Here is a 23,327-nt window from a genome sequence, read left to right as displayed (position 1 = left end):
TCGATTACTCAAACTCCCTTTGCGGTCCGGAAAGCGGTTCCGGTTTGTAATGTCGAATCAGATAATCCAAATTTTGATGGAGTATACTTCTGGTCGTTCCGGGTAGAACGATTCTGGAAACGGAACCGAGGGAAAGCGCCTCTTTCGGATTCATCAGTTCCCGTTCGTATTGTGTGGAAATGGCCTGAAGTTTTTTATCCCGAATCGAGATCGCTTCCTTATCGGGCATCCCTTTCTTTACGTTTTCTTGATATTCCCTTTGTACGGAGGAAACTTCGTCCTTGTAGACGTAGTCCTTACCGGCCGGTCCCATTACCGCGATACGCGCCGTAGGAAGCGCGAATACCATATCGGCGCCGACGTGATAGGAGTTGAAACAAGCGTACGCGCCTCCGAAGGCATTCCGTATAATTAATGTTAGACGAGGAGTGCGAATGTCGATGATGGAATCCAAAAGTTTTCGTCCTTCCAAAACGATTCCGTTCTGCTCCTGTTCCTTTCCGGGAAGAAACCCGGTCGTGTCTTCGAGAAAAACGATCGGAATATTGTACAAATTGCAGAAACGTATGAACCTCGTTCCCTTACGCGCGGCTCCGATATCGATCTGACCGGAGGAAACCGCGGAGTTATTTGCTACGAAGGCGACCACGTGGCCGCCGATCCTTCCGAATGCGGTGACCAGGTTTCTGGATCTCTGCGGTTGGATTTCGAAATACTGACCGTGGTCGCAGATATTCTGCAGATACAAGGTAATATCGAACGGGGTATTCATTCCGGTCGGAGAATTGAACGTTTTCTTAAAGAGGATCTCCTCCTCGTAGATAAAACGATCCGTCGGATCCGAGGTCGGATGAAACGGAGCGAACGAACGGTTGTTGTCTGGAAGATAGGAAAGAAGTCTGAGTGCGGTTCGTAAGGATCCGAGTTCGTCCCCGGTCACCAAATCCACGACCCCGCTCTGACCGTGAACCTTCGGCCCGCCTAAATCGTCCGCGGAGATATCCTCACCTAACACGGATTTTACGACACCGGGGCCGGTCAAACCGAAAAACGTGTTCTCGCATTGGATCATAAACGAACCTTGTCGAGGAAGATACGCACCGCCCCCCGCGTTGAATCCGAACATAAGCATCAGACTCGGAACGACGCCGCTGATTTTACGAAGTGCGGTGAATGCTTCGCTGTAACCGTCGAGACCGCCGACACCCGCAGGCACATAGGCACCGGCGGAATCGTTCATTCCGATCAAAGGAATTCCGTGTTCTCCGGCCATATAAATCAATCGCGCCAGTTTGCTTCCGTTGGTCGCGTCCATCGAACCGGCCCGAAGCGTAAAATCGTGACCGTAAATAGCCACGTCTCGACCGTTGATGTTCAAAATACCGGTGACCAGGGACGCTCCATCCAAATTTTTGCCCCAGTTCTGATAGAGGATATTCGGTTCTTGGTCGGTGAGAACTTTGATGCGCTCCCAAACGGTCATCCTTTCTTTGGAGTGTTGTACGAGGATTCGATCCACTCCTCCGCCGGCTAAGGGTTTATCGAGAAGTTCCTTTCCGAGTTCGTTCGCTTCTTCGTAAAGACCGCGGGTTTTCGGAACCTCGGATTCGGTCGAGGATTGAAATGGATTTTCCAATGAGTAATTTGTCTCGGACATACAGGGCCCTTTAAAATGGAATGAGAAATATATCCAGTTTTTAAAGAAACGCTTCTCGGGAAAGTTAAATTCGACTTAAGAAGAAAGGAAGGACTACTTTATCGCGGATTCGAGAGTGTCGAAGATGCTGAACATGGAATTCATATCGATGATCTCGAAGACCTTTCGAACGGCGGGTTTGATTCCCGCCAGTCTAAGTTCCACATCCCTCTCCTTACATTCCCGCAAAGCGGCGACGATGATTCTCAGTCCCGCGGAAGAGATGAATTCCACGGAGGAAAGATCTAAGATGAGAACCGGAGAATTTCCTGCTTTGACCTGGTCCATAAAAACGGATTCGATCCTATGCGTGTTGTGAACGTCCAAATTTCCGATCAGATGGACGATTTTAGAATGATTTTTGATTTCAGATGTGATTTCCATGTGCGGCCTTATTCTGAAAATTCTTCTTAAGAACTAAAACGTTCTTTCCGCCTTCGCTGGAATATTCGACCGAATCCATCAGTTTTTCGATCAAGTAGACGCCGAATCCGCCCTTACGTTTGCCGGTGAGATTGTCTTCGATCGAAGGTTCCCGAACTTCCTTTCTCCGGAATACTTTTCCTACATCCATTAATACAATGGTGATCCAATCCCCTGTAAAGCGTATTTTACATTCGAACTTTGGATTTTTCAATTCGGTATTTTCATAACCGTGCATCACTATGTTTGTACCCGCTTCGTCGCAGGCCAATAAGATATCGTCTCGAAGCGATTCCTCCAAATTCCGAACCTTGATCGTTTCATATACGAATTCACGAAACAATGGAATCGCCGAAGTGCTCGCCTCAAAACTACGGGAGAATTGATAGTCGTCGTTGAACTTCAGGATCATCACCGTGAAGTCGTCGAAGAGTTCGGGAGCTCCGGAAAAATTTCTCACAAGTCCGAAAAGTTCGTTTACGATCCGTTCGGAAGGAAGGTGTTTTCTTGCGATCACCTCTTCGATCATCCGCTCCAAACCGAATTCCTCGTCCTTGGAATTTTTCTCCTCGATCGCTCCGTCCGTATAGAGAATGAGCATGTCGCCCGGTTCCACGATCAAACTTCCCCCTCGATAACTCGCGGAAGGAACCACTCCGAGCGGAGGTCCCGAACCTTTGATCAATTCCCAACTTCCGTCCTTACGAATCAAAACCTGATCGTTGTGACCTGCGGAAGCGTAATCCACGGTGAAAATCGCCGGATTGTAGTGGATAAAAAACGTCGTCACGAACATGCCGTTGTGGGAATCCTCGTAGATCAGCGCGTTTCCTTGTTTGAGAATTTCCTCCGGACTTAAGTCGTGATTTCGCGCCAGGGTGCGGATCACTGAGGAACTCATCGCCATAAAAATCGCCGCGGGCAAACTTTTTCCCGAGACGTCGGAAACCAAAAACGAATACTGCCCGTCCTGATATTGATAGAAATCGTAGAAGTCTCCCGATACTTCCTTGGCGGGAACCGACTTGACTCCTAAATCGAAATTGGAACTGAAACTTTTGGATCCGGGAAGAATATTCTTTTGAATCTCTCTCGTGATTTCGATCTCGCGTTCGAGGGATCGTTGCATCGCTTTTCTGGAAATCATCTCGTTTTGCAATTTGAGAGTTTCGTGTCCTCTGGCGATCAACGACGCGAACGTTTGTAACAACCTAAGGTGCGAATGGTTGTAGGAAAGTTTATCCACTCGGTCGGACACGGTGATCGCTCCGAAGGAACTTCTTCCCTGGTGCATCAACGGAAGGACGATATAAGAACCTTTGAGATATTCCTGATCCAGTTCGTGGGAGAACTGGTAATTCTGTATGTCCTCTTTTACGGTCGTTTTTTCCTCTTCGATGCAAGCGTGGATAAAACTTCCCTGGTAGTTTTGTGTTCTCGATATCTGAATCGTTTTTTCGGCGGTGAACGCGATCGAAGTCAAAATTCCCATCTTACGATTGATGAGAAAAATTCCCGTTTTACTGGAATCCATCTCTCCGTGAATTACTGGAATCGATTGTTTCATCAGATCCGCTTGGCTTTTGGCGGAGGAAACTACTTTAGAAAGTTCGAATAAACTTTCCAGTTCGGAAACCTTCTTTCTCAAATCCTTGTTGGCGGTTTCCAGGTTTTGTAGAAGACCTGTCTTCTGAATCGCGAGCGCGGAAGTTCCCGAAAAACTTAGGAAAAGTTCTAGATCGTTTTCGGTGAAGAAGGTGCGATCGATCGTGTTGATCGCTTCGATGACTCCGATCACCTGCCCTTCCACGAGCAACGGGGCCGCCATGATGTTCCTCGTCACGAAATGGGAAACCTTATCCACTTCGCGATACACTCTCGGATCGGTTTTGGCGTCGTTGATGATCATAGGTTGTTTGTCCTGAACCACCATTCCCGCGACGCCCTTGCCCACCGGAACACGCACCTTGGTGACTTCGTCCCTTTTTTCACCGAGGACGGTATGAAAGTACAGATATTCCTTCGTGTCGTCCAGTAAGAGTACGCTACACGCTTCCGTACGGAAGACCGATTTGGAAGAAAGCATGATGGCTTCCAACAACTGCGAAAGATCCAGGGACTTGTTGATGAGACCCGAGACCCGTATAATCTCCGTTAGTAGAAAGTCGAACCGATCGGTTTGTTTCCGGATCTGCACCGACTCTAAAGCAACTCGGGAAGTAGTCATCAAGGAAAGAACGACTAACGAGGATTCTCCGGAAACGAATGACTCCTCCAGAAGATCGGAGATGATACGCGTAGTTTCACGAAGATGTTCGAAATCGGTTTCCCGAAATTCGCCTCCGGCGTCGTCCGGTCTTCCTAAAAAGATCGTTCCGAAAATCCTTTTTTGATTTTCCGAGGTCGAGTCCCCCAATTCTCCGACGTGTAAAATACAACAGACCGAATTTTGCGAAAGAGGGGCGATCAGTTTGCTCGGAGATTTTCCCTTTTTGAGGTTGATGTCCTGTCCGGTTTTAAAACAAAACTCGGAAACGAGTCCGGCTTCCTCGGAAACGGAATCGGGAAGAAGAGATGAGATGGATTTGATGTTTCCGTCTTCTAAACGAAAGTGAAAGACCCCGTACGACGCGGAGGTGAACTGTATGATTTCTTTAAGAAGGGATTCGAAAACGATCGTCAAACCCGGATTGTCTTCCAGGTAGAGTTTTCCATCAGAGGTTTGTCTGAGGAGGGAATCTTGTTTTTTACTCGAAATCAAGGCGGACGCGGGCAGAGATCAACCGGCTTGGAACCGTAAGGATTCTTCCCGGAGTTTTTTATTCGCGCCTTCCAGTTCTTTGATGCGGGAAAGGGCTCCCATCAATTCCTCCCGGGAAAGATTGGTCACTACGTTCGTGGCATCGAAGGCTTCTTTGGCGTCCTTGAGTTCCTTTCCGGAATACTGGATGATCCCCTCGTACATACGGATGATTTCGTCCGCGTTTTCCAATTCCTGCTCGTTTAACCGTAGAACTTTTTCGTATCCTTTGATGATGTCGTTTTGGATTTTCAGTTTTTTTTGCAATTCTTCGATCGAATCACTCATCCTTTACACTCCATTTTGTATTTGTATTTGACTCCGTCGAAATCGGAAAAATCCTGATTCCGACGGGGACGTAGCTCAGTTGGGAGAGCGTTTGAATGGCATTCAAAAGGTCGGGGGTTCGATTCCCCTCGTCTCCAAATCCCGTTTCTCGCCGCACTTGAGTTTTTAAACTTTCCCCGCCTCTGTCAAACTCTTTCTTTTTGAATGGATCTTAGGCCCGTTCTTCGAACCCATGGAGAAAACCTTTCCCTAGGAAAATACGGAACTATGGCAGAATCGCTTTCCTTCCGCGGACTCCGACGCGCGGACTCCTCTCCCATTCTTTGGATTTCCGATTTCGAATACTCCGGAAAAATCTTGACCGAATCCTCTTTCCCCGACCGTTTTCCGATTCGAATCCGGCGATGGAAACCGGGATCTTTGTCGGGTCCCTTGCCTCGTTATGCGGAATGGCTCGAAATTCTATCGAACGAAGTCGGGAATTCCAAATCCAAGATGAAACTTTTGGGAGAAGGTTATTTTTCGGGAACGGTATTCGAACTTCTACGCCGTTTTCCGAAACGGATCGAGGCCGCTTGTGTGATCGATCCTCCGTATTTCGAAACGGAATCGTTTTCCTTTCTTCCGAAATCGGTGCATTGGATTTCGAAACGCCTCGGTTGGAGTCCGTGGAATTTTTTTTCCGAGGAGTTGTATTCCTTCTTCCGTTCCTTGGAGGAAAGTTGTACTAGAATCGAACTTCCCGCGGGAATTTCTCCTCCGTCGATTCTTTTTACGGAGTCGAACCGAACGATCTCCGAACAACTTTCGAATTTCGGGACCAAGCTCCGCGATTTTCGAGTATTTAGAATCGAAGTTTCGAAAACAGAAAACGTAAATTCTACGTTGTCGAATTTACTCGAGAAAATTCTTTCGGACGATTCGATTTCTTCTGTCCAAAAAAAGTCGAACAATAAGATGGAACCTGGTTTTTAGTATGTCAGTCAGAAAAATCTTGAAAATGGGCGATCCGCTTCTTCGCCAAGTTTCCGAACCCGTTTCGGAAGAAGAAATTCAAACCAAAGAATTCAAAAAATTAATCCGCGACATGTTCGACACGATGCGTCACGCGGAAGGTGTCGGTTTAGCGGCTCCTCAAATCGGAATTCTGAAACAGATCGTAGTCGTGGGTTCGGAGGATAACGAACGTTATCCGGGAACTCCGGATGTTCCCGAACGGATCATCCTAAATCCTATCATCACTCCTCTGACCGAGGATCGTTCCGGATTTTGGGAAGGTTGTCTTTCCGTTCCCGGTATGAGAGGTTATGTGGAACGACCCAATCGGATTCGAATGCAATGGATGGACGAAAAGGGAAATCGATTCGACGAGACGATCGACGGTTATAAGGCGGTCGTTTATCAACACGAATGCGATCACCTAAAGGGAGTTCTTTATGTGGATCGTCTCAAGGACACGAAATTATTCGGATTCAACGACACTCTGGATTCCGACGCTAAAATTCTAGATTAAAAAAATCGAAACTACATGAAATCACTGGTCGAGTATTTTCTCTCTAAAAGTATCTTCGTCAATCTTCTCACGTTTTTGATCATCCTGATCGGAGGGTTTACCGCCTTTCGGATGAATCGCGAGGCCTTCCCCAACATCAACTTCGATATCGTAAGCGTGATCACCGTGTTTCCCGGCGCCTCCCCGTCCGAGATCGAAAAATTGGTAACAAAACCTTTGGAAGAGGCGATCAAGGAAGTGGACGGAATCAAGGAATTCCGCTCCGCTTCGATCGAAAACCGTTCGGGAATCGTGATCACTCTCGATCCGGATGCAAAGGATACGCAGAAGGTGGTGGACGATCTGAAAGCGGCCATCGATCGGGTGGAAGATCTTCCCGAAGAAGCGGAAGATCCAATCGTTACGGAAATCACTACTGCAAGACAACCGGTTATCGAAATCGACGTAAGTTTAAAATCGGACGATAACAGTGTGGAAGCGGAAAAACGACTCAAGGCCCAAGCCAAGATCGTAGAACAAGCCCTCGAAGATATTCCCGGAGTGGCGAGAATCTCCAAACGAGGCTGGAGAGAAACCGAAATGCAGGTGGACATTAACCCTGCCGCCATGTTTTCGCACTATCTCACGAGCCAGGACGTAATCTTTGCATTAAAAAATCGTAATATAAATTTCCCCGGCGGAAACGTGGCCGGAAATCAGAAGGAAATGATCCTTCGTACGATCGGAGAATTCGATTCTGCGCGGGAAATTTCCGGAGTTCACGTCCGCTCCAACGAGATCGGAAATTCCATTCGAATCGAAAACGTGGCCCGAGTCACCGAAGGATTGAAGGAAGCGGAATACTTGGATAAGGTGAACGGTAGAAAAACGATCGCCCTTACCGTAATCAAACGCGAAAAGGCGGACGCGATTTTGGTCGTGGATCAGGCGAAAAAAGTCATCGAGGAATTCCGCGGCGCCTCGGACGGAGAATTCGAATACGCCTTTGTCAACGACCTTTCCAAATATATTCGTAGGCGTTTGGGCGTTCTTCTTTCGAATGCGGTCGGTGGTTTGATTTTAGTTACGGCTTCCTTGTTTTTGTTTTTAGGGTGGCGTGTGGCGCTGATGACGGCTCTCGGAATTCCCGTTTCTTTCGGTGCTACGTTCGTGATCATGAATTATCTCGGACTGACTCTCAATCTGATTTCGATGTTCGGTTTGATCATCGTAGTGGGGATCCTCGTGGACGACGCGATCATCATCTGCGAAAACGTGTATCGTTATATGGAGGAAGGAATGCCCGCTTACGAAGCGGCGCTCAAGGGAACCTCGGAGGTCATCGATCCCGTAACGGCTACGGTTACCACCACTGTAGCCGCATTCGCACCGATGCTCTTTATGACGGGGATTTTCGGAAAGTTCATCTACAGTATTCCGCTTGTCGTCATCATCGCCCTGATCGCTTCCTTGTCGGAGGCGTTTTTTATCCTTCCCTCCCATTTGTACGACATCAACAAACACAAGTTTCATTCGGGACAGATCAAAGAGGAAAGCGGCTGGTTTTACCGTTTTAAAACGGGAGCTTATCTGCCTCTTTTAAAATTCGCCTTAAAACACAGACTTCAGGTGTTTCTTTATCTGACGGCGATGCTTATCGGAAGTTTTGCGTTATTCGCCGTTGCGGGTAAGTTCAAGTTATTTCCCGGATCTGTGGATGTGTTCCAGGTGAAACTAACGGGACAAACGGGACTTTCTTTGCAAGAGACGGAGAGGTTCACACGATTGATAGAATCCGAACTCGCGAAACTCTCCAAAGACGAGGTGGAAAACTACGTTACGCGCGTCGGGATCATTCAAAAGGATCCTAACGATCCGTTCACCAAACGCGGAAAACACTACGCGCAAGTGCTCGTTTATCTGAGTCCCGAAGAAAATAGAAAACGTTCCACGGATGCGATCATTTCCGAAATACGAGAGAAGACCATCTGGTTGTTGAACGAAAAATCGATCCAGATTCTGGAAGAGACCCGAAAAAAGGAAGCGGAGAAAAAAAAGGAGGAATACAAACCCTATTCTCTCAACGGATACCCTTCCGAATTTTCTCGTTTTAAAGGACAACTCGTGGCTTTGGATTTTGAAAAAATCTCGGGAGGACCGCCGGTCGGGAAACCGGTCGCCATAGAAATTCGGGGAGACGATTACGACACCCTGATTCGTATCGGAGAAGAATACAAAGCTGTTATGGCGAAGGTTCCCGGCGTCACGGATATCGGGGACGACTTCAATGAAGGAAAGGATGAAATTCGGATCAAGGTCAGCGAATCCTTGTCCTCCACGGCGGGGGTTTCCGTGTTTAAGGTCGCTCAGTCGATCAACACGGCGTTTCAAGGTACGGTCGCGACCAAGATCAAACGTGCGGACGAAGAAGTGGAAGTTAAAGTCCGTTTTCCGGAAGAGGTGAGAAAGTCCATCGGATCGTTGAATAACATTTTCGTAAACAATCAACTCGGGAAACTGATTCCCGTTTCGAAATTGATCACTTATGTTCGGGAGCCCGGATTTGCAAACATCAATCACTTGGACGGCAAACGTCTGTTAACCGTGACGTCCAATCTGGATGAAACGAAAACGGATACGAGGCGCGCCAACGCGGAGATTTCCAAACTTTCCAAAGGAATCATTGAAAAATATCCGGGTTATCGGATGCGCTTCGGCGGAGAAAACAAAGACACGGAAGAATCCTTAGCGAGTTTGGGAAGGGCCTTCCTCGTGGCTTTTATCATCATCTTTATGATTCTCGCCTCGCTCTTCCGGTCTCTCATACAACCGGTGATCGTGGTAAGTTCGATACCGTTTTCCTTGATCGGAGTGATTCTAGCGTTCGTACTACACGGAGAATACTTCGGCTTTTTGGCGTTTTTGGGGATTGTAGGTTTAGCCGGGGTTGTGGTAAACGATTCGATCGTGTTGGTGGATTTTGCGAATCAGCTCCGTATGGAAAAACCCAACGAAGACATAGACTCCATCCTCGTGGAAACGGGATTGTTGCGTCTCAGACCGGTGGTTTTAACTACGGTCACTACCGTACTTGGACTTTTGCCTACTGCCTATGGAATCGGAGGAAGGGATCCGTTTCTGGTTCCGATGGCTTTGGCTTTCGGATGGGGACTCGCGTTTTCTTCGTTTCTTACGTTAGTCGCCGTTCCAGTACTTTACAAAACGGTGTATAACGTTCAGACGAAATTTCAACGTTTGTTTCAGGCTAAAACCTGATCAGAATCCGTTTTTCCACGAAGATCGGGAAAGGTGATTTGGAAACCGGGCGGTGGAAGAATCCTTTTCCCGAAACGTTCTGAAATTTTAAAGTCCCAATTTTTTTCGTTTCCTTCCTTCTTATGATTGATTGGGATCGTTTCGTTTCGGAGCGCATTCCACCTATTCTTTTGCGTTTGGCTCCTGCAAATCGTAAACGCGACGATTCCGAACCAAACCCGTCCATCTTCGAAATCTCTTTCGAATAGAACTCCCTCTTTTTAGATTCCAATTTCGTTTTTGCCGAATCATACGAAGGCGACCTAAATGGACGGGACGCCTTGGATCGAGACGGGCTGGGGACACACATTCGTTTTTGAGAGACCAGGTTACAACGGAGATTCTTGCTTTCAAAGAATCGAAAGCGGGAATCGGAAAACTGTATCAGAAAAAAGGAATCCTCGCGACGGACCAGATACGGTTTAACGAACGGCTTTATTTACGATTTCCGGGAAATCAGGTATGCGAGAACGTGTAGGCCAGGCGCCGCATATCACAAATAGATTCCGCAAATGACCGGAGAAAACCGACGTGGGAACAACAACGTTAAACAAAGAGAATTGGCTCCATATCGACAAAAGAAAAAATCAGCACTTCTTTTTTCAAAGAAATTCAGTTGAAGCCGAAGGGAAATAACCCCGCGGATTGCCTTCGGTGGGAGATCCTACGACGATCTTCGAAATATTTTGCTCTTGAGCGGTTCTATTTTTCTTCGGATGAATTTTTTTCTTTTTTAAAAATTTCGTAGTTTTTCCGACCGTTTTTGTCGCCTGCTTTACTTTCCACTTTGAAACCTATTTGTAAGGTCGATCACAAAACGAAACCCTCGTCCTTTTCTAAAACGGGTGAAGAAGAAAAAATACAAACGATCGAAACGCCGGGTCCGTACCTCGGAATAAGGCACGTATCAACGGCGAAGACGTAAAGAAAATCCGAGATCGGCCGCGTGTTCACAACCGATACAATCGAACGGAAGATTCCTACTCGAACGTAGATCGACGAGCGGAACGAAACAGGAATAAAACGCCGAACCTACGACTAAAAAATTTCACAATGAAAGTGCGACCTTGCTTTTCCGAAAAACGTCGGAATTCCTACCCGGTCAAAATCAGTCCTGTTGGGAATTGATGATTTCCGGAACCGTCACGAAACTATAACCTTTGGATAACATTTCCTGAATGAAATCCGGAAGAATATAAATCAATTTCTCCGATTGTCTCGGCGAACCCAAATGCATCAAAATGATTGCTCCGTTCATTCCGTTTTTGTCCGCTTCCTCCCAACGATACAAAAAGTCCAAAGCCTCCACTCTGGTTTTATAATTGGGATTCGGAAGAATCCGAGTTTTGCCGGTTTGCGGATCCTTCTTGTAAATGAATTTTTTATATACGAAGTCTGGAATATCCAGGGAACCCACGGAATTATTGCTCCAAAAAATATGATGGGGATATCCTAATTTTCCGAACGTTTTAATTACGAGCGGATCAAAACCGCCATAAGGCAATCGATAGAATTTCGTAAGTTCTCTCCCGGTTACGGAATGAAACTTTTCCTCGACCATTCTCATTTCCTGCAACAGAAAGTTCGTGTCCGGAATCTCGTCCGAAACGTAACTCAGCAAGGCGCGTTTGCGAAGAGATGTTTCGTATAAACTTCTTGGAATATTATAATGACTCCATGTGTGATTTCCGAAGACGACACGATCGTCCAACTCGGAGAGTTTCTTAAGATAATACAGGTTGGTATTGCTGAAAAACGATCCGTTTTTCAAAGCAGGGTTTTCGTTCGAAACGAAGAGAGTGATTTTAATCGGAAAACGAGACATGTATTCGTGGATGAGTTTTAAATCCTCGCCGGTACCCAAATCAAAGGTCAGGGCAATTTCCTTAAAACGAACGTCTCCACGATTTACGTTTTTGCCCGTTTCAGGACCGACTAACGCTTCTAAGGCGATTTTATTTTCAGAGACCTGGTCGCTCAAATCCCCGTCGGGCACGGCCTCGTAGAGATCGGATTTGAATTTCAGAAGTTCTTCTTCCTTCTGTTGTTCCTCTAGACGTAAAGAGGTTAAGGTTTCCTCTAAATCGGCGATGTGAACCGTCTGTTTTTCGACGGTCGCTTCTAAGCGGAAAATTTTATGAGTGAGGGTTAAGATCGAAACGGAACCTAAAAACGTAAAGAATCCCAATGAAAATAGGATTCGAAGCATTCGAAATTTCCGTTCGATTTCCTCGGATTCGATCCCGGTTTTTTTGATTTCTGAAATCGTTCTGGAAAGTTCTGAAGATTCTTCCTCGCTTAACATAAAGAATCGATTGAATAAAAAAAAACGGATTCCTTCAAATCATTTTTAAGAAAGAATTTTTAAAAATTTCCCCTTTTTGCCCTGACGAACCAGATATTCCCTGCCTCTTTGAATCGACAGTTTTTCGTCCGTGATCTTATCTTCCGCAAGATACAATCCCCCGGCTTTGATCAATCTTCTTCCTTCGGAAACGGAAGGGACAAAAGCAAGTTTGCTCAACACCCATACCAAAAGCGGTTCGGGAGTTTCCGCATAAAATTCGTCTCCCAGTTTTACTTCCGGAATTTCGTCGGGAACGGCTCTGGACTTAGGATTATGGACCCTCTTCCATTCTTCGATCGCGGCTTCGTTTTCGCTCGGAGATGAGAATTGATCCATAATGAGTTTTGCAAGTTCGGTTTTCACTTCCTTGGGATGAAGCTCCTTGGAGGTGATTCCTTTTTTTCTGAGTTCTATTTCGGAAAACGGCAAGTCGGTTAATAATTCGAAATAATTCCACATGAGATCGTCCGAGATGGACATGAGTTTTCCGAACATATCGATCGGCGATTCTGTGATTCCCACGTAATTGCCCAAGGACTTGGACATTTTTTTGACTCCGTCCAAACCGACGAGCAGCGGTAGAGTGAGCACGCATTGCGCTTCTTTTCCGTATTCGCGTTGTAAGTCGCGACCGACCAAAAGATTGAATTTCTGATCGGTTCCTCCCAATTCGACGTCGCATTCCATCGCGACCGAATCGTATCCCTGGACCAAAGGATATAAGAATTCGATCATGGAGATGGGTTGCCCGGATTTGTAACGTTTGCTGAAGTCGTCGCGCTCGAGCATTCGGGCCACGTTGTATTTGGAGCTTAACACCAGGACGTCTTCGAACTTCATCGGAGAACACCAGGCCGAGTTATAAACGATTTTGGTCTTTTGCGGATCCAGAACCCGGAACACCTGACTTTGGTACGTTTTGGAATTCTCCAAAACCTCCTCTTTCGAAAGTCTTTTTCTGGTTTCGGATTTTCCGGTCGGGTCCCCGATCATCGCGGTAAAATCCCCCAAAAGAAAGGAAACTTCGTGCCCCAGATCCTGAAAGTGTTTGAGTTTTTTCAGCTGAACAAAATGTCCTAGATGTAAATCGGGCGCGGTCGGATCGAAGCCGGCCTTGATTTTTAAAACGCCTTTCTTTTGAAGTTTGGATTTTAATTCCTCTTCACTGATGATGTCTACGCAACCTCTGCGTATGATTTCGATTTGCTTTTGAACGTCCATGAAAGAAAATATAGATCGGAATTGTGAAACTTAATGCAAATTTGCAGGGGGAAAGAAACCTGTAAAGCAGGAAGAGTCGTAAAAATGGAAAAACAGAACCGAGCCGAAGAGATTCAAAAATTACAAACGGAAACCTACGATATCTTGGTGATCGGGGGCGGGTCCACCGGTTCCGGAGCGGCTTTGGACGCGGCCAAACGGGGCTACAAAACGGCGCTCATCGAAAGAAGGGATTTTTCTTCCGGAACCTCCTCCCGTTCTACAAAACTGATTCACGGAGGAGTTCGTTACCTCGCTCAATTTCATTTTAAACTGATTCACGAAGCCTTGAGCGAGAGGCAAAGACTTTTGGAGAATGCGCCTCATCTCGTAAAACCGCTCCAGTTCGTTCTTCCGGCCTATCGTTTTTATGAAAGGCCGTATTACGGAATCGGCCTGACCTTGTATGACATTTTAGCTTCGAAAGGAAAACTCCCGTCGCATAAGACGATTTCAAAGTCCGAGGCTATTTCCGAATTCCCCGCGATTCAAAAAAAGGGGCTTTTCGGAGGGATCACCTACTTCGATGCGCAGTTCAACGACGCACGTCTGAACGTTCTGCTGGCGCGTTCCGCACAAAAAGAAGGAGCGACCGTTGCCAATCGAGTGGAACTCGTTTCTTTTATCAAAGAAAACGGAAAAGTAAAAGGCGCTCATCTAAAGGATTTGGAAACGGGGAAAACGTTTCCCGTTCGCGCGAAGGTGATCGCCAATACGACCGGAATCTGGGTGGATCACGTTCGTAAATTGGACGATCCGAGAACCTTCAACGTACTTTCTCCGAGCCAGGGAATTCACCTCGTTTTTTCGAAGGAAAAAATTCCCTGCGAATCGGCTTTGATCATTCCTAAAACGAAGGACGGAAGAGTCGTCTTTATCATTCCCTGGGAAGATCACGTGATTTTGGGAACCACGGACACACCGGTCGAAAATCCGGGCGAGGAACCTTTGCCGATCGGCAACGAAGTTCGGTTCTTACTCGAAACCGGAAACGAATATCTGGAAAATCCGGTGAAAGAAGAGGATATTCTTTCCGTTTTCGTCGGAATTCGCCCGCTCATTTCCCCGGAAGGAAATCAGGATACGAAGAATATTTCTAGAGAAGAAGTAATCCTCGTCTCTAACTCCGGTTTGGTGACTATGGGCGGCGGTAAATGGTCCACCTACAGAAAGATGGCGGAGGATTTGGTGGATAAACTCGTTCAATCGGGCAACTTGGAAACGAAGGGCGAGTGTTCCACAAAACGATATCTGTTTCCGGGTGCGGCGGGTTATTCCGAAAGCCTACATCGGGAAATCGAAGCCGCTTATAAGATAGAATCGAAACTCTCCCAAAGGTTACAGAATTATTATGGAACGGAAGTATTCGAAATCCTCGGGAAAAAACCCAAATTGCTCGGAAAAGGAATTCCTTATTTTGAGGAAGAAGTGAACTTCGCGGTGGACAAAGAATTCGCGTTAGGCGTCACAGATATCTTAGCGAGAAGATTTAGAATCCTTTTCGTGGATTTGGAAATGGCGCGAAAAATGGTGGGTCCGGTTTCGGCCATTCTTGCAAAACGTCTCAAATGGAAGGATAAGAAGAAAAAAGTGGAAGAATCCGCTGCGATTGAACTGATCGAAAGTTTAAAAAAATCCTATCGTTGAACGGAGGGAGCTTTTTGCCGTAATTCCGACGATTTTCCCGTGAAACGCGGGTGCCCCACCCTGATTGGGTGGTGGAGGCGGGTCCGTGGGAGGACGTCCCGGCAAATTTTCCTTTATCACAAAATTACGGTTTCGTAAAGTGAATTTGTCTTCTGAGTCGGTCGTCGGAATTCCGACAAAAAATCAACCGTCGATATAATCCTTGAGTTTTTTCGAACGAGAAGGATGTCTGAGTCTTCGAAGCGCCTTCGCTTCGATCTGACGAATCCTTTCTCTCGTTACCTTAAACTGATAACCGACCTCTTCCAACGTTTGCGGATAACCGTCGTCCAAACCGAAACGCATCCGGATCACCTTTTGTTCCCGCGCAGGAAGAGTATGCAACACCTGACGAATTTGTTCGGCGAGAATACTCGAAGCAGCCGCATTGACCGGAGTTTCCACTTCGGTATCCGGAATAAAATCCCCGAGTTCGGAATCTTCTTCCGAGCCGACCGGTATTTCCAAAGAAATCGGTTCTCTCGCGACGTTTTTGACCATCTTGACTTTTTGAACCGGCCAACCGAGTCGTTCCGCAATTTCCTCGTTGCTCGGGTCGCGACCGAACTCCTGGACGAATAGTCTTGTTTCACGAATTACCTTGTTGACCTGTTCGATCATGTGAACCGGAACTCGGATCGTTCTCGCCTGATCCGAAATCGCTCTGGTGATCGCCTGACGGATCCACCAAGTCGCGTATGTGGAGAATTTATAACCTTTCTTATATTCGAACTTGTCCACCGCTTTGATCAGACCGATGTTTCCTTCTTGGATCAAATCGAAAAAGTGCATCCCCCGATTCGCATAACGTTTCGCGATGGAAACGACAAGTCGAAGGTTTGCCTTAACCAGTTCTTTCTTGGCTTGGGAAATTTCACGTTCCCCTTTGATGATCTTTTCACCCCAATCCTTGATCTCTTGAACGGTTGAGCCGGCTTCCTGTTCCATACGACGGAGTTTTCTTTCGTTGTTGCGAATGTCCTTGATAACCTCGCGAACCTCGTCGATGTTCACACCCATCTTCACTTCGATGTCGTCTAACTTCTCGTTCTTTTCGATAAAGCGGTTGAACGCCTTGATATCCCGAACGTCCTGGCCGTATTGCGCTTTGATCTTTAAGAAGTGACGATCGATTTCCTTGATACGGAAGACCATGGATTTGATCTTTTGGGAAATTTTTTGGATTTCTTTTTGGGAAACCCCGAGCTCGCGGATCGCGTTGTGAATGATTTCGGTGGAAGCGTCTATCTTCTCTTTGAATTCCTTATACTTCTTCGAGGTTTCGGAATACTTTCTGATTTTGGAAACGGCTTCCTGAAGAACCTTTTCCTGTTCCTGGATCACGAGAATATTCTTAAAGAATAATTCTTCGAGTTTATGCGCCTCTTCCGCGTTGAGGGCATACATCTTGTCCACACGGATGAGATCGTAGACTTTGATCTTTTTGCTTCGGATTTTAGGTAAAAGTTTAATGTAGTTCGCTCGGAGAATGGAAGAACTGAGGATCGTCTCCTCGATGATCTTCTCTCCCTTTTCGATTCTTTTTGCGAGGAAAACTTCCGTTTCACCGGAAATCAAACTCACCTTTCCGATTTCCCTAAGATAAAGTTTGATCGGATCTTCGGAACCGCTCGCAGAGGCGGAGGATTCCTTTTTCTTTCTCGCGGGTTTGGAATCGTCTTTAGGAACGAGAGTGGAAGCCGGCTCCAGAGTGTTTCTGGTATATTCTTCGACGATTTCGATTCCCATCTCGTGCAAGAGGGTGAAAAAATCGTCTATCTTTTCCGAGTTTAAAATCTTGTCGGGAAGAATCTCGTTGATATCGTCGTACGATACTTCTCCGTTTGCCTTTCCCAAAGATATGATCTTTTGGACCTCAGGCATGCTTTGTAGATTTTCCATCATGTCATTCCCTCTAAATTATGTGGTAGCCGATTGACTCCGGATATGCTCCAGAATCTTCTCTTTTTCCTTACGGTAAAAACTCAGTTCCGTAAAGATCTCGGGCGTAAAAAAACGTTCTCGTCTTTGGTCTAATTCCCGGATCCGCTCCTCGATCCGGAATTTTTTCTGTTGCAACAAAAGAATTCGAAACACCTTGTCCAACTCGGCGGGTTCCGTTCTTTCAAAGTCTTCCTCCAAAAGATACGGGGCCAAAGCCTGTTTTAAATCCTCCGGAAGTTCGGAAGTCAGAATTCGCACCGGAGAAATCTCCTCTTCTCCCGTGTAGATCGTATATAAATAATCCCAAAGAAACGAACTTACGGAATCCATAAATTCCATCGAAGAGATCTCTTCGGAATAGGAAAACAGTCCGGTATGTTTGACGAGCATAGAAATAATTTTTCTCTCGCAATCCAAAGCTGGCTGAGGGACCGATTTCGTTTCTTTCGCGTTAGAACTAATATCGGCATTTGCAGGTCCATTCTTAGCACCCGGGCCACCTTTAAAATCCCGCAAAACAGCATCCATACTGATTCCCAGTTTATTGGCCCCCAAACCGAGAAAAAATTGTTTGTCCGTTTCCCGGTTTAATCCTTGGATGAAGGAATAGAGATTCTGCAGACCCTTTCTTTTCTTTTCCGGAAGTGCTCTCGAATCCGCGTTTTCCAACAGTTCGTCCAATACGAATTCGGAACCTTGGATTCGAACCGACAACAATTCGTTTAACTGTTGTCGGTTTAGGGATTTCGCCAAATCGAACGGATCTTTCCCTTCCGGAAGGAGCACGATGGAACATTCCATTCCCTCTTTTAGACAAATTTCCGCGGCTCGCAAAGCGCCTTTCTTCCCGGCGATATCCCCGTCCAAAACAAAGACCACTCGTTCGGCGAATTTTTTCAAGGTTCGAATATGATTTTCCGTGATCGCCGTTCCCATCGAAGCGATTACATTTTCGTAGTCCCTCCTCGCCAAACCGATGACGTCCAAATATCCTTCGACGAGCATCGCTTCTCCGGTTTTTCGGACTCCTTCTCGGGCCCGAAAAAAATTGTAGAAGGTCCTACTTTTATCGAAAATCAAAGACGCCGAGCTATTGATGTATTTCGCTTCTTTTCCCGGTCCTAAAATTCTCCCCGAAAAAGCGATCACCCTACCGGAAAGATCCAAAACGGGAAACATGATCCTTTCCCGGAAAAAGTCGTAGGGGCGTCCGTTTCCCGCTTCTTTTTCCCGGAGAAGTCCCAATTGGATTCCGGCAGAAATCTCATCCTTGGTTTTTAAAACCTCTCTCGTTAAGGTATCGAAACCTTCGGGCGCATATCCGAGCCCGAAAAGACGAATCTCGGAATCCTCGATCTCTCTGGATTTTAAATAATCCAAAGCCGGTTTACCCACCGGGGTATGTAACAGATGCTGGTAGTAATCGTTGACTTTCTGATTGATCTTAAACAAAAAATCCGTAAGTTCGGCCGACTTGGAATTTTTTTCCTCCAAGGGAATTCCCGAATATTCGGAAAGAATTTCGAGGGTTCTGGAAAAATCCACCCTCTCGTAATCCATCACAAAACGGATGATGTCTCCCGAGGCTTTGCAACCGAAACAATAGTAGAACTGTTTTTCCGCAGAAACGTTAAACGAAGGTGATTTTTCTTGGTGAAACGGACACAGGCCTAGGAAGTTTTTTCCTCTCTTTTTGAGGGGAACGAACCGGGAGATATACGACTCGATGGGAACTTCCCGATGAATCCGATCGATGAAATCCTTTTTGTTCGACAAAGTGCAACCACTCAGGAAAGCCTGGATTTAACGATCGCCGAAACCTTGGTGCCGTCTATACTCTTCCCTTTGAACGCGGCCATGACTTTTCCCATAACCTTGCCCATATCCTTTGCGGTAGGCTGTTGCAGTTCCGCAAAAATTCGATCGATGGTTGCTATGATTTCCTCTTCCGGAAGTTCCGGAGGAAGATATTCCTTCAAAACTCCGGCTTCTCCTTGCTCCTGCTCCAAAAGGTCGTTGCGTCCCGCCTTTTGATACATCTCGATCGCATCCATCCGTTTTGCATAGGCCTTCTTTACTACGGTGATTACTTGTTCGTCCGAAAGTTCTTTGGCGCCGGTTTTTGTAAGTTCGTATTGGATGTCGGATTTCAGCAAACGAAGCGTGGAAAGATGCGGTTCTTTCTTTGCCTTCATCGCTTCTTTCAAATCATCATTGATTTTTATTTGCAAGGACATGAGTTTAATGATTCAGATTTAGGAGGAGAATCCTCTCGGATCTCTTGGAACAAAGCCCGATTTAGGCTTTGTCTTTCTTTGAGAAAAGGCGCTTTTTCTTTTCTGCTTTTCTTTTTGCGGATTCGATCGCTTTTTTCTTTTTGATACTCGGTTTTTCGAAGTATTCTCTGCGTTTGATTTCACTCATGATTCCTGCATTCGCACAATCACGTTTGAAACGTTTCAAAGCAGATTCGATCGATTCTCCGTCTTTTACAATAATTCCTACCATTCGAGTTTTAGATTCCTTCGTTTTTATTGAGCCTCGATTTTGAAACGGAAAGCCGCCCGAGGCTAAGGGGACGCACATCAATCCCTATACTTCCGCAGAAATAAGAGATCCAAATGTACATTACCTGAAACAGAGGGCCTTTTTGCAAGGTTTTTCCGACAAAATTCGAAAAAGAGACAAAACTTCTAAGCCGCAAAAAATTCCGCTTTTTGGATTTCAGAAATTTCGATTTCGGCTACGATTCCCGTTTTTCCGTTTTTGATCACTATATCCCCGTTTAAGCGGCGATTTTTATCGAGTTCGATCACGGTTCCGTTTTTCAGATGAAGAATGATGTCGATCCCTCTGTAGTCGATGTATCGTTCCAACGTTTTTTTGAACTTTTCTGCCTGATTCATTCTTTCCTCCGAAGCAAAGCCTCGTTGAAAGTTACGGTACAATCGTTCATTCCCTGAAGAACTTTTTCGGTGGGGGAATTTTGTACATCGGAATTCTCCGTTTTCGCTTAACGGACGTCAGGTACTTTTTACGGGTGCGAGTAGTTCACTCCAGATCGGCTCAAAGGATTCGACGGAGGAGTTCAATTCCATAAATTGTATCTCGTAATCCACGATGAGATGATTGACCTGAAACACTACCTCGTCGAAACGCGCCTGAACGACCTCGGTTTTACAATCCGGAGAAAGAGTCAAAATGGATCTGGAATCGTAGACGTAGAGTTTGTCGTAAGGTCGCAGATGCGCTTGAATGATGGATTTTAATTCCCGCATGATCTCCGCGGATCTTTGTTCGCCGAGGAGTTTAAAATAAGAATACAAATCCTGAAATCGGAAGTGTGTGATCACGATTTCATTGCTTAACGAATTTCGAATATCTCTCAAAAACTGATCCGAAAACTCTTCGAAGATGTCTTCCGTGATTTTATATTTATGAGTGAAGGCTTGCATCGCTTTTTTGGTTGTAGCTCCGATTTTTAATATCGGAACGGAAACCTTCCGAATTCGCAAGATTTCTTTCGAAAAAAAAGTTCCGCTTGGAACTGGAAATTATCCGGCTTGATTACAGAGCTTTTCGCTTGAATTCGCAAGCCCTCCGAAAACCCTGTTGGAATCATTTTCCCAGAGGAATTTATGTCTGTTCACCCTACACAAACATTGAGTCTTTCCCAATATCTGATCGAGGAACAACTCAAGTTGCCCCAAGCCACAGGGGATTTTACGGCCCTTATGAGTCACTTGGTCTACGCCGCGAAAATCGTTTCCCGTGAAGTGCGCAAAGCCGGACTTTTAGAAAACATTTTGGGATCCACCGAAACCGTGAACGTTCAAGGCGAAACGCAGATGAAGCTGGACGAGTATGCGGACAAGGTCTTCAACCATACCCTCACCCGCTGCGGTCACCTTTGTATCCTGGGAAGCGAAGAACACGAGGAAACAGTTCCCGTTCCGAGCGGCTATAAGATCGGAAAATACACGATCGCGATCGATCCTCTGGACGGATCCTCCAACATCGATGCGAACGTTTCCATCGGAACGATCTTTTCCGTTCATCTGCGAAAGACTCCCGGAGGCACGCCGGGAAGTTTAGAGGATTTGCTTCAACCCGGATCCAAACAAAGAGCCGCGGGATACGTTCTCTACGGCTCTTCCACGATGCTCGTTCTTTGTACCGGCAAAGGAGTTTCCGGTTTCACCCTGGATCCTTCCTGCGGAGAATTCATCCTCTCGCACCCCGATATGCAAATGCCGGAGACGGGCGGGATTTATTCCATCAACGAAGGGAACTACAACTATTGGTCCGACGAAGTCAAAAATTATATTCGCGATATCAAATCCATCGAGGGAGGAAGAAAACCTCAATCCGGAAGATACATCGGCTCCTTGGTCGCCGACTTCCACAGAAACCTTTTGAAAGGTGGAATCTTTCTGTATCCGAATGATACGAAGTCAACGAAATATCCGAACGGAAAACTCAGACTTTTGTACGAAGCAGCTCCTATGGCGTTTATCGCGGAACAAGCGGGAGGAATGGCCGTCACCGTTTACGGAGAAAGAATTTTGGATTTGACCCCGAAGGAATTACACGAACGCTCCACGTTAGTCGTCGGTTCCAAAAAAGAAGTAGAACACTTCCTAAAATTCGCTCCGAAAAAACCTTAGGTTTTTCCTCACCGAGGGCGGATCTTTTTTCAAGATTCCGTCCTTACCCGTTTTCTATGAATTTTCCGTGATAGTAATTTGCGATCCACTGATATACGCAAAATTCCGAAAACCCGAATAAAAACCATAAAAACACTACGTTACCCGGTATCGGATAAAGCATGTATTGGTTCATATCCACGAATACTCCCGCGATCGCGGAGAAAAAAAATACGTGGGATACGTGTTCTCCAAACGATCCTATTTTTTTCCATTTCCAGAAACTAACCGTAAAAAGAAACGTTATTACGAGAGTCGCGATTAGACCCATTAAAACGAAATCTCCGGTATTGATTCTGCGCAAATAGGACAAAGATTCGTTCGACTCCCGCAATAATACCCCGTGGACCAATCCGTTCCACAACAAAGCGAACGGGAACAGGGTCGCCGTCGAAAAAATAAAAAACTTTTTCATTCTATTTTCCTAATTTAAAAATCATGAATGGACTTGTCTCCTCTTCAAACGAAGAATAGGAGTAATCTCCGAATACGGAAAGGACTTCGTAGTCAAGTTCCGCGAGATAGTCGTAAATCTGGTCTTTGAATACCGGTCTGAAACGGATCGGTAAAAAACGCTTTTCGATCATCGTATTTTTGGAATCGTAAATTTCGTAAAATTGCATTCCGGTCACGATACCTCGTTTCGGATCATACGAATTCCAATAAGAAAGAATCAGTTTTTTACGATCGGGAAGGGAAAATTTCCCCATTGGTCTCATAAGACCGTCCGCGGTTTTTAGACGAACTTTAGGATTTTGTAATGTAAGTAGAAAGACGCCGTTCTTCGACAACGCGTCACGGACGGACTTCAATACGTTTTTCTGATCGGAAGGATCCGTGATTTCAGACAAGGAATGGAACGGCAAAAGGATCCTTTCGAAGGTTCCATCGAGTTTTAGGTCGCGAACGTCCGCCTCCCGTGTTTCCAAATTCTCCGTGAAATCCGCGGCTTTTTCCTTTAAACGAACCAACATTTCCCGGGAATAATCGACACAAAAAAGTTTTCGTCCCCGCTGGAGAAGAGGAAGAGAAACCCTACCCGTTCCCGCCATCAGTTCTAAAATCGGAGAACTGACGCCTTCCGTTTCCCGAAGAAAGAATGCCAGATCCAAATCCGAGTTTACGTACACGTCGTAGAGATCCGCGACGAGATCAAAATCGATCGTTTTTTCTTTCATAAATGGGCTTCCGAGAAACGTTTTCGAAAATGAAAAACGATTTGTCTTTCAAAATTTTCGAGGATACAGAATGTTCTTGGTCGAACGACACCAAACATCGGATCGAAAGAATGAAATCCGATCCATCGAGGCAAAACCGTTTTGGTAGGAATCGTTTCGATACTCTTTTGGAAAAAATCTGAATCGGAAGTC

Annotated in this window: 19 protein-coding genes and 1 tRNA gene; 6 read left to right on the top strand and 14 right to left on the bottom strand. The window is 46.0% G+C overall.

Features of this window, described 5'->3' with window-relative positions; all coding sequences use genetic code 11:
* Positions 1 to 4: 4 nt before the first annotated feature.
* The 4 genes from EHQ17_RS07380 to EHQ17_RS07365 all read right to left on the bottom strand — a co-directional run bounded on the left by EHQ17_RS07380 (position 5) and on the right by EHQ17_RS07365 (position 5,207).
* Positions 5 to 1,657, bottom strand: coding sequence for an acyl-CoA carboxylase subunit beta (locus EHQ17_RS07380; protein WP_135590185.1), 1,653 nt, complete (start codon positions 1,655 to 1,657; stop codon positions 5 to 7).
* A gap of 93 nt (positions 1,658 to 1,750) precedes the next feature.
* Positions 1,751 to 2,080: an STAS domain-containing protein gene (locus EHQ17_RS07375; protein ID WP_100748431.1), complete on the bottom strand. Its 330-nt coding sequence runs from the start codon at positions 2,078 to 2,080 to the stop codon at positions 1,751 to 1,753.
* Positions 2,064 to 4,880, bottom strand: a complete 2,817-nt coding sequence (locus tag EHQ17_RS07370) for a SpoIIE family protein phosphatase (protein ID WP_135590186.1) — start codon at positions 4,878 to 4,880, stop codon at positions 2,064 to 2,066. The genes EHQ17_RS07375 and EHQ17_RS07370 overlap by 17 nt, the downstream gene beginning before the upstream one ends.
* Before the next feature lie 18 nt (positions 4,881 to 4,898).
* Positions 4,899 to 5,207 (bottom strand): hypothetical protein, encoded by a 309-nt coding sequence (locus tag EHQ17_RS07365; protein ID WP_135590187.1) that lies wholly within the window; start codon positions 5,205 to 5,207, stop codon positions 4,899 to 4,901.
* Positions 5,208 to 5,271: 64 nt separating this feature from the next.
* Here EHQ17_RS07365 and EHQ17_RS07360 point away from each other — a divergent pair.
* The 4 genes from EHQ17_RS07360 to EHQ17_RS07345 all read left to right on the top strand — a co-directional run bounded on the left by EHQ17_RS07360 (position 5,272) and on the right by EHQ17_RS07345 (position 9,975).
* Positions 5,272 to 5,344, top strand: a tRNA-Ala gene (locus EHQ17_RS07360).
* A gap of 130 nt (positions 5,345 to 5,474) precedes the next feature.
* Positions 5,475 to 6,182, top strand: a complete 708-nt coding sequence (locus EHQ17_RS07355) for a hypothetical protein (protein ID WP_135590188.1) — start codon at positions 5,475 to 5,477, stop codon at positions 6,180 to 6,182.
* Position 6,183: 1 nt separating this feature from the next.
* Positions 6,184 to 6,720 (top strand): peptide deformylase, encoded by a 537-nt coding sequence (def, locus tag EHQ17_RS07350; protein WP_135590189.1) that lies wholly within the window; start codon positions 6,184 to 6,186, stop codon positions 6,718 to 6,720.
* Positions 6,721 to 6,735: 15 nt separating this feature from the next.
* The gene (locus tag EHQ17_RS07345; RefSeq protein ID WP_135590190.1) at positions 6,736 to 9,975 is read left to right on the top strand and encodes an efflux RND transporter permease subunit; all 3,240 of its coding nucleotides are present in this window, start codon (positions 6,736 to 6,738) and stop codon (positions 9,973 to 9,975) included.
* Between the two features lie 1,147 nt (positions 9,976 to 11,122).
* Here the strand turns inward: EHQ17_RS07345 and EHQ17_RS07340 are convergent.
* Together EHQ17_RS07340 and tyrS are read right to left on the bottom strand one after the other, a co-directional pair.
* Positions 11,123 to 12,319, bottom strand: coding sequence for a polysaccharide deacetylase family protein (locus EHQ17_RS07340; protein ID WP_135590191.1), 1,197 nt, complete (start codon positions 12,317 to 12,319; stop codon positions 11,123 to 11,125).
* Between the two features lie 45 nt (positions 12,320 to 12,364).
* The gene (gene tyrS / locus EHQ17_RS07335) at positions 12,365 to 13,582 is read right to left on the bottom strand and encodes a tyrosine--tRNA ligase (RefSeq protein WP_135590192.1); all 1,218 of its coding nucleotides are present in this window, start codon (positions 13,580 to 13,582) and stop codon (positions 12,365 to 12,367) included.
* A gap of 33 nt (positions 13,583 to 13,615) precedes the next feature.
* Between tyrS and EHQ17_RS07330 the strand changes: the two genes are divergently transcribed.
* A complete protein-coding gene (locus EHQ17_RS07330) occupies positions 13,616 to 15,268 on the top strand; it encodes a glycerol-3-phosphate dehydrogenase/oxidase (protein WP_135590193.1) in 1,653 nt (550 codons plus the stop codon).
* Positions 15,269 to 15,451: 183 nt separating this feature from the next.
* On the opposite strand, the gene rpoD is transcribed toward EHQ17_RS07330, so the two are convergent.
* The 6 genes from rpoD to EHQ17_RS07300 form a co-directional block, all read right to left on the bottom strand.
* Positions 15,452 to 17,209 (bottom strand): RNA polymerase sigma factor RpoD, encoded by a 1,758-nt coding sequence (rpoD, locus tag EHQ17_RS07325; protein ID WP_135590209.1) that lies wholly within the window; start codon positions 17,207 to 17,209, stop codon positions 15,452 to 15,454.
* Positions 17,210 to 17,227: 18 nt separating this feature from the next.
* The gene (gene dnaG, locus EHQ17_RS07320; RefSeq protein ID WP_135590194.1) at positions 17,228 to 19,027 is read right to left on the bottom strand and encodes a DNA primase; all 1,800 of its coding nucleotides are present in this window, start codon (positions 19,025 to 19,027) and stop codon (positions 17,228 to 17,230) included.
* A gap of 11 nt (positions 19,028 to 19,038) precedes the next feature.
* Positions 19,039 to 19,488, bottom strand: a complete 450-nt coding sequence (locus tag EHQ17_RS07315) for a GatB/YqeY domain-containing protein (RefSeq protein ID WP_135590195.1) — start codon at positions 19,486 to 19,488, stop codon at positions 19,039 to 19,041.
* 61 nt (positions 19,489 to 19,549) lie between these two features.
* Positions 19,550 to 19,759, bottom strand: coding sequence for a 30S ribosomal protein S21 (gene rpsU, locus EHQ17_RS07310; protein WP_000232823.1), 210 nt, complete (start codon positions 19,757 to 19,759; stop codon positions 19,550 to 19,552).
* A gap of 185 nt (positions 19,760 to 19,944) precedes the next feature.
* The gene (locus EHQ17_RS07305) at positions 19,945 to 20,157 is read right to left on the bottom strand and encodes a hypothetical protein (RefSeq protein ID WP_135590196.1); all 213 of its coding nucleotides are present in this window, start codon (positions 20,155 to 20,157) and stop codon (positions 19,945 to 19,947) included.
* 117 nt (positions 20,158 to 20,274) lie between these two features.
* The gene (locus tag EHQ17_RS07300) at positions 20,275 to 20,706 is read right to left on the bottom strand and encodes a hypothetical protein (protein ID WP_135590210.1); all 432 of its coding nucleotides are present in this window, start codon (positions 20,704 to 20,706) and stop codon (positions 20,275 to 20,277) included.
* Positions 20,707 to 20,889: 183 nt separating this feature from the next.
* Here EHQ17_RS07300 and fbp point away from each other — a divergent pair, with 183 nt between their 5' ends.
* Complete coding sequence (gene fbp, locus EHQ17_RS07295; RefSeq protein ID WP_135590197.1) at positions 20,890 to 21,918, top strand: class 1 fructose-bisphosphatase; 1,029 nt, start codon at positions 20,890 to 20,892, stop codon at positions 21,916 to 21,918.
* Positions 21,919 to 21,961: 43 nt separating this feature from the next.
* On the opposite strand, the gene EHQ17_RS07290 is transcribed toward fbp, so the two are convergent.
* Positions 21,962 to 22,372 carry a hypothetical protein gene (locus EHQ17_RS07290; RefSeq protein WP_135590198.1) on the bottom strand — a complete coding sequence of 137 codons (411 nt, stop codon included), beginning with the start codon at positions 22,370 to 22,372 and terminating at the stop codon, positions 21,962 to 21,964.
* A 1-nt stretch (position 22,373) separates the two neighbouring features.
* Entirely contained in the window at positions 22,374 to 23,135 is a 762-nt protein-coding gene (locus EHQ17_RS07285; RefSeq protein ID WP_135590199.1) for a class I SAM-dependent methyltransferase, read from the bottom strand.
* Positions 23,136 to 23,327 lie beyond the last annotated feature (192 nt).

It is taken from the genome of Leptospira gomenensis (genome assembly GCF_004770155.1).
Lineage (GTDB): Bacteria > Spirochaetota > Leptospiria > Leptospirales > Leptospiraceae > Leptospira > Leptospira gomenensis.
The sequence above is the reverse complement of the archived record's forward strand: the minus strand, read 5'-3'. Positions and strand labels throughout refer to the sequence as shown.

Excerpts from the sequence above, each read along its gene's own strand:
- EHQ17_RS07380 (WP_135590185.1), bottom strand. The coding sequence starts at position 1,657 with ATGTCCGAGACAAATTACTCATTGGAAAATCCATTTCAATCCTCGACC.
- EHQ17_RS07375 (WP_100748431.1), bottom strand. The coding sequence starts at position 2,080 with ATGGAAATCACATCTGAAATCAAAAATCATTCTAAAATCGTCCATCTG.
- EHQ17_RS07365 (WP_135590187.1), bottom strand. The coding sequence starts at position 5,207 with ATGAGTGATTCGATCGAAGAATTGCAAAAAAAACTGAAAATCCAAAAC.
- EHQ17_RS07355 (WP_135590188.1), top strand. The coding sequence starts at position 5,475 with ATGGCAGAATCGCTTTCCTTCCGCGGACTCCGACGCGCGGACTCCTCT.
- def (WP_135590189.1), top strand. The coding sequence starts at position 6,184 with ATGTCAGTCAGAAAAATCTTGAAAATGGGCGATCCGCTTCTTCGCCAA.
- EHQ17_RS07345 (WP_135590190.1), top strand. The coding sequence starts at position 6,736 with ATGAAATCACTGGTCGAGTATTTTCTCTCTAAAAGTATCTTCGTCAAT.
- EHQ17_RS07340 (WP_135590191.1), bottom strand. The coding sequence starts at position 12,319 with ATGTTAAGCGAGGAAGAATCTTCAGAACTTTCCAGAACGATTTCAGAA.
- tyrS (WP_135590192.1), bottom strand. The coding sequence starts at position 13,582 with ATGGACGTTCAAAAGCAAATCGAAATCATACGCAGAGGTTGCGTAGAC.
- EHQ17_RS07330 (WP_135590193.1), top strand. The coding sequence starts at position 13,616 with ATGCAAATTTGCAGGGGGAAAGAAACCTGTAAAGCAGGAAGAGTCGTA.
- rpoD (WP_135590209.1), bottom strand. The coding sequence starts at position 17,209 with ATGGAAAATCTACAAAGCATGCCTGAGGTCCAAAAGATCATATCTTTG.
- EHQ17_RS07315 (WP_135590195.1), bottom strand. The coding sequence starts at position 19,488 with ATGTCCTTGCAAATAAAAATCAATGATGATTTGAAAGAAGCGATGAAG.
- rpsU (WP_000232823.1), bottom strand. The coding sequence starts at position 19,759 with ATGGTAGGAATTATTGTAAAAGACGGAGAATCGATCGAATCTGCTTTG.
- EHQ17_RS07305 (WP_135590196.1), bottom strand. The coding sequence starts at position 20,157 with ATGAATCAGGCAGAAAAGTTCAAAAAAACGTTGGAACGATACATCGAC.
- EHQ17_RS07300 (WP_135590210.1), bottom strand. The coding sequence starts at position 20,706 with ATGCAAGCCTTCACTCATAAATATAAAATCACGGAAGACATCTTCGAA.
- fbp (WP_135590197.1), top strand. The coding sequence starts at position 20,890 with ATGTCTGTTCACCCTACACAAACATTGAGTCTTTCCCAATATCTGATC.
- EHQ17_RS07290 (WP_135590198.1), bottom strand. The coding sequence starts at position 22,372 with ATGAAAAAGTTTTTTATTTTTTCGACGGCGACCCTGTTCCCGTTCGCT.
- EHQ17_RS07285 (WP_135590199.1), bottom strand. The coding sequence starts at position 23,135 with ATGAAAGAAAAAACGATCGATTTTGATCTCGTCGCGGATCTCTACGAC.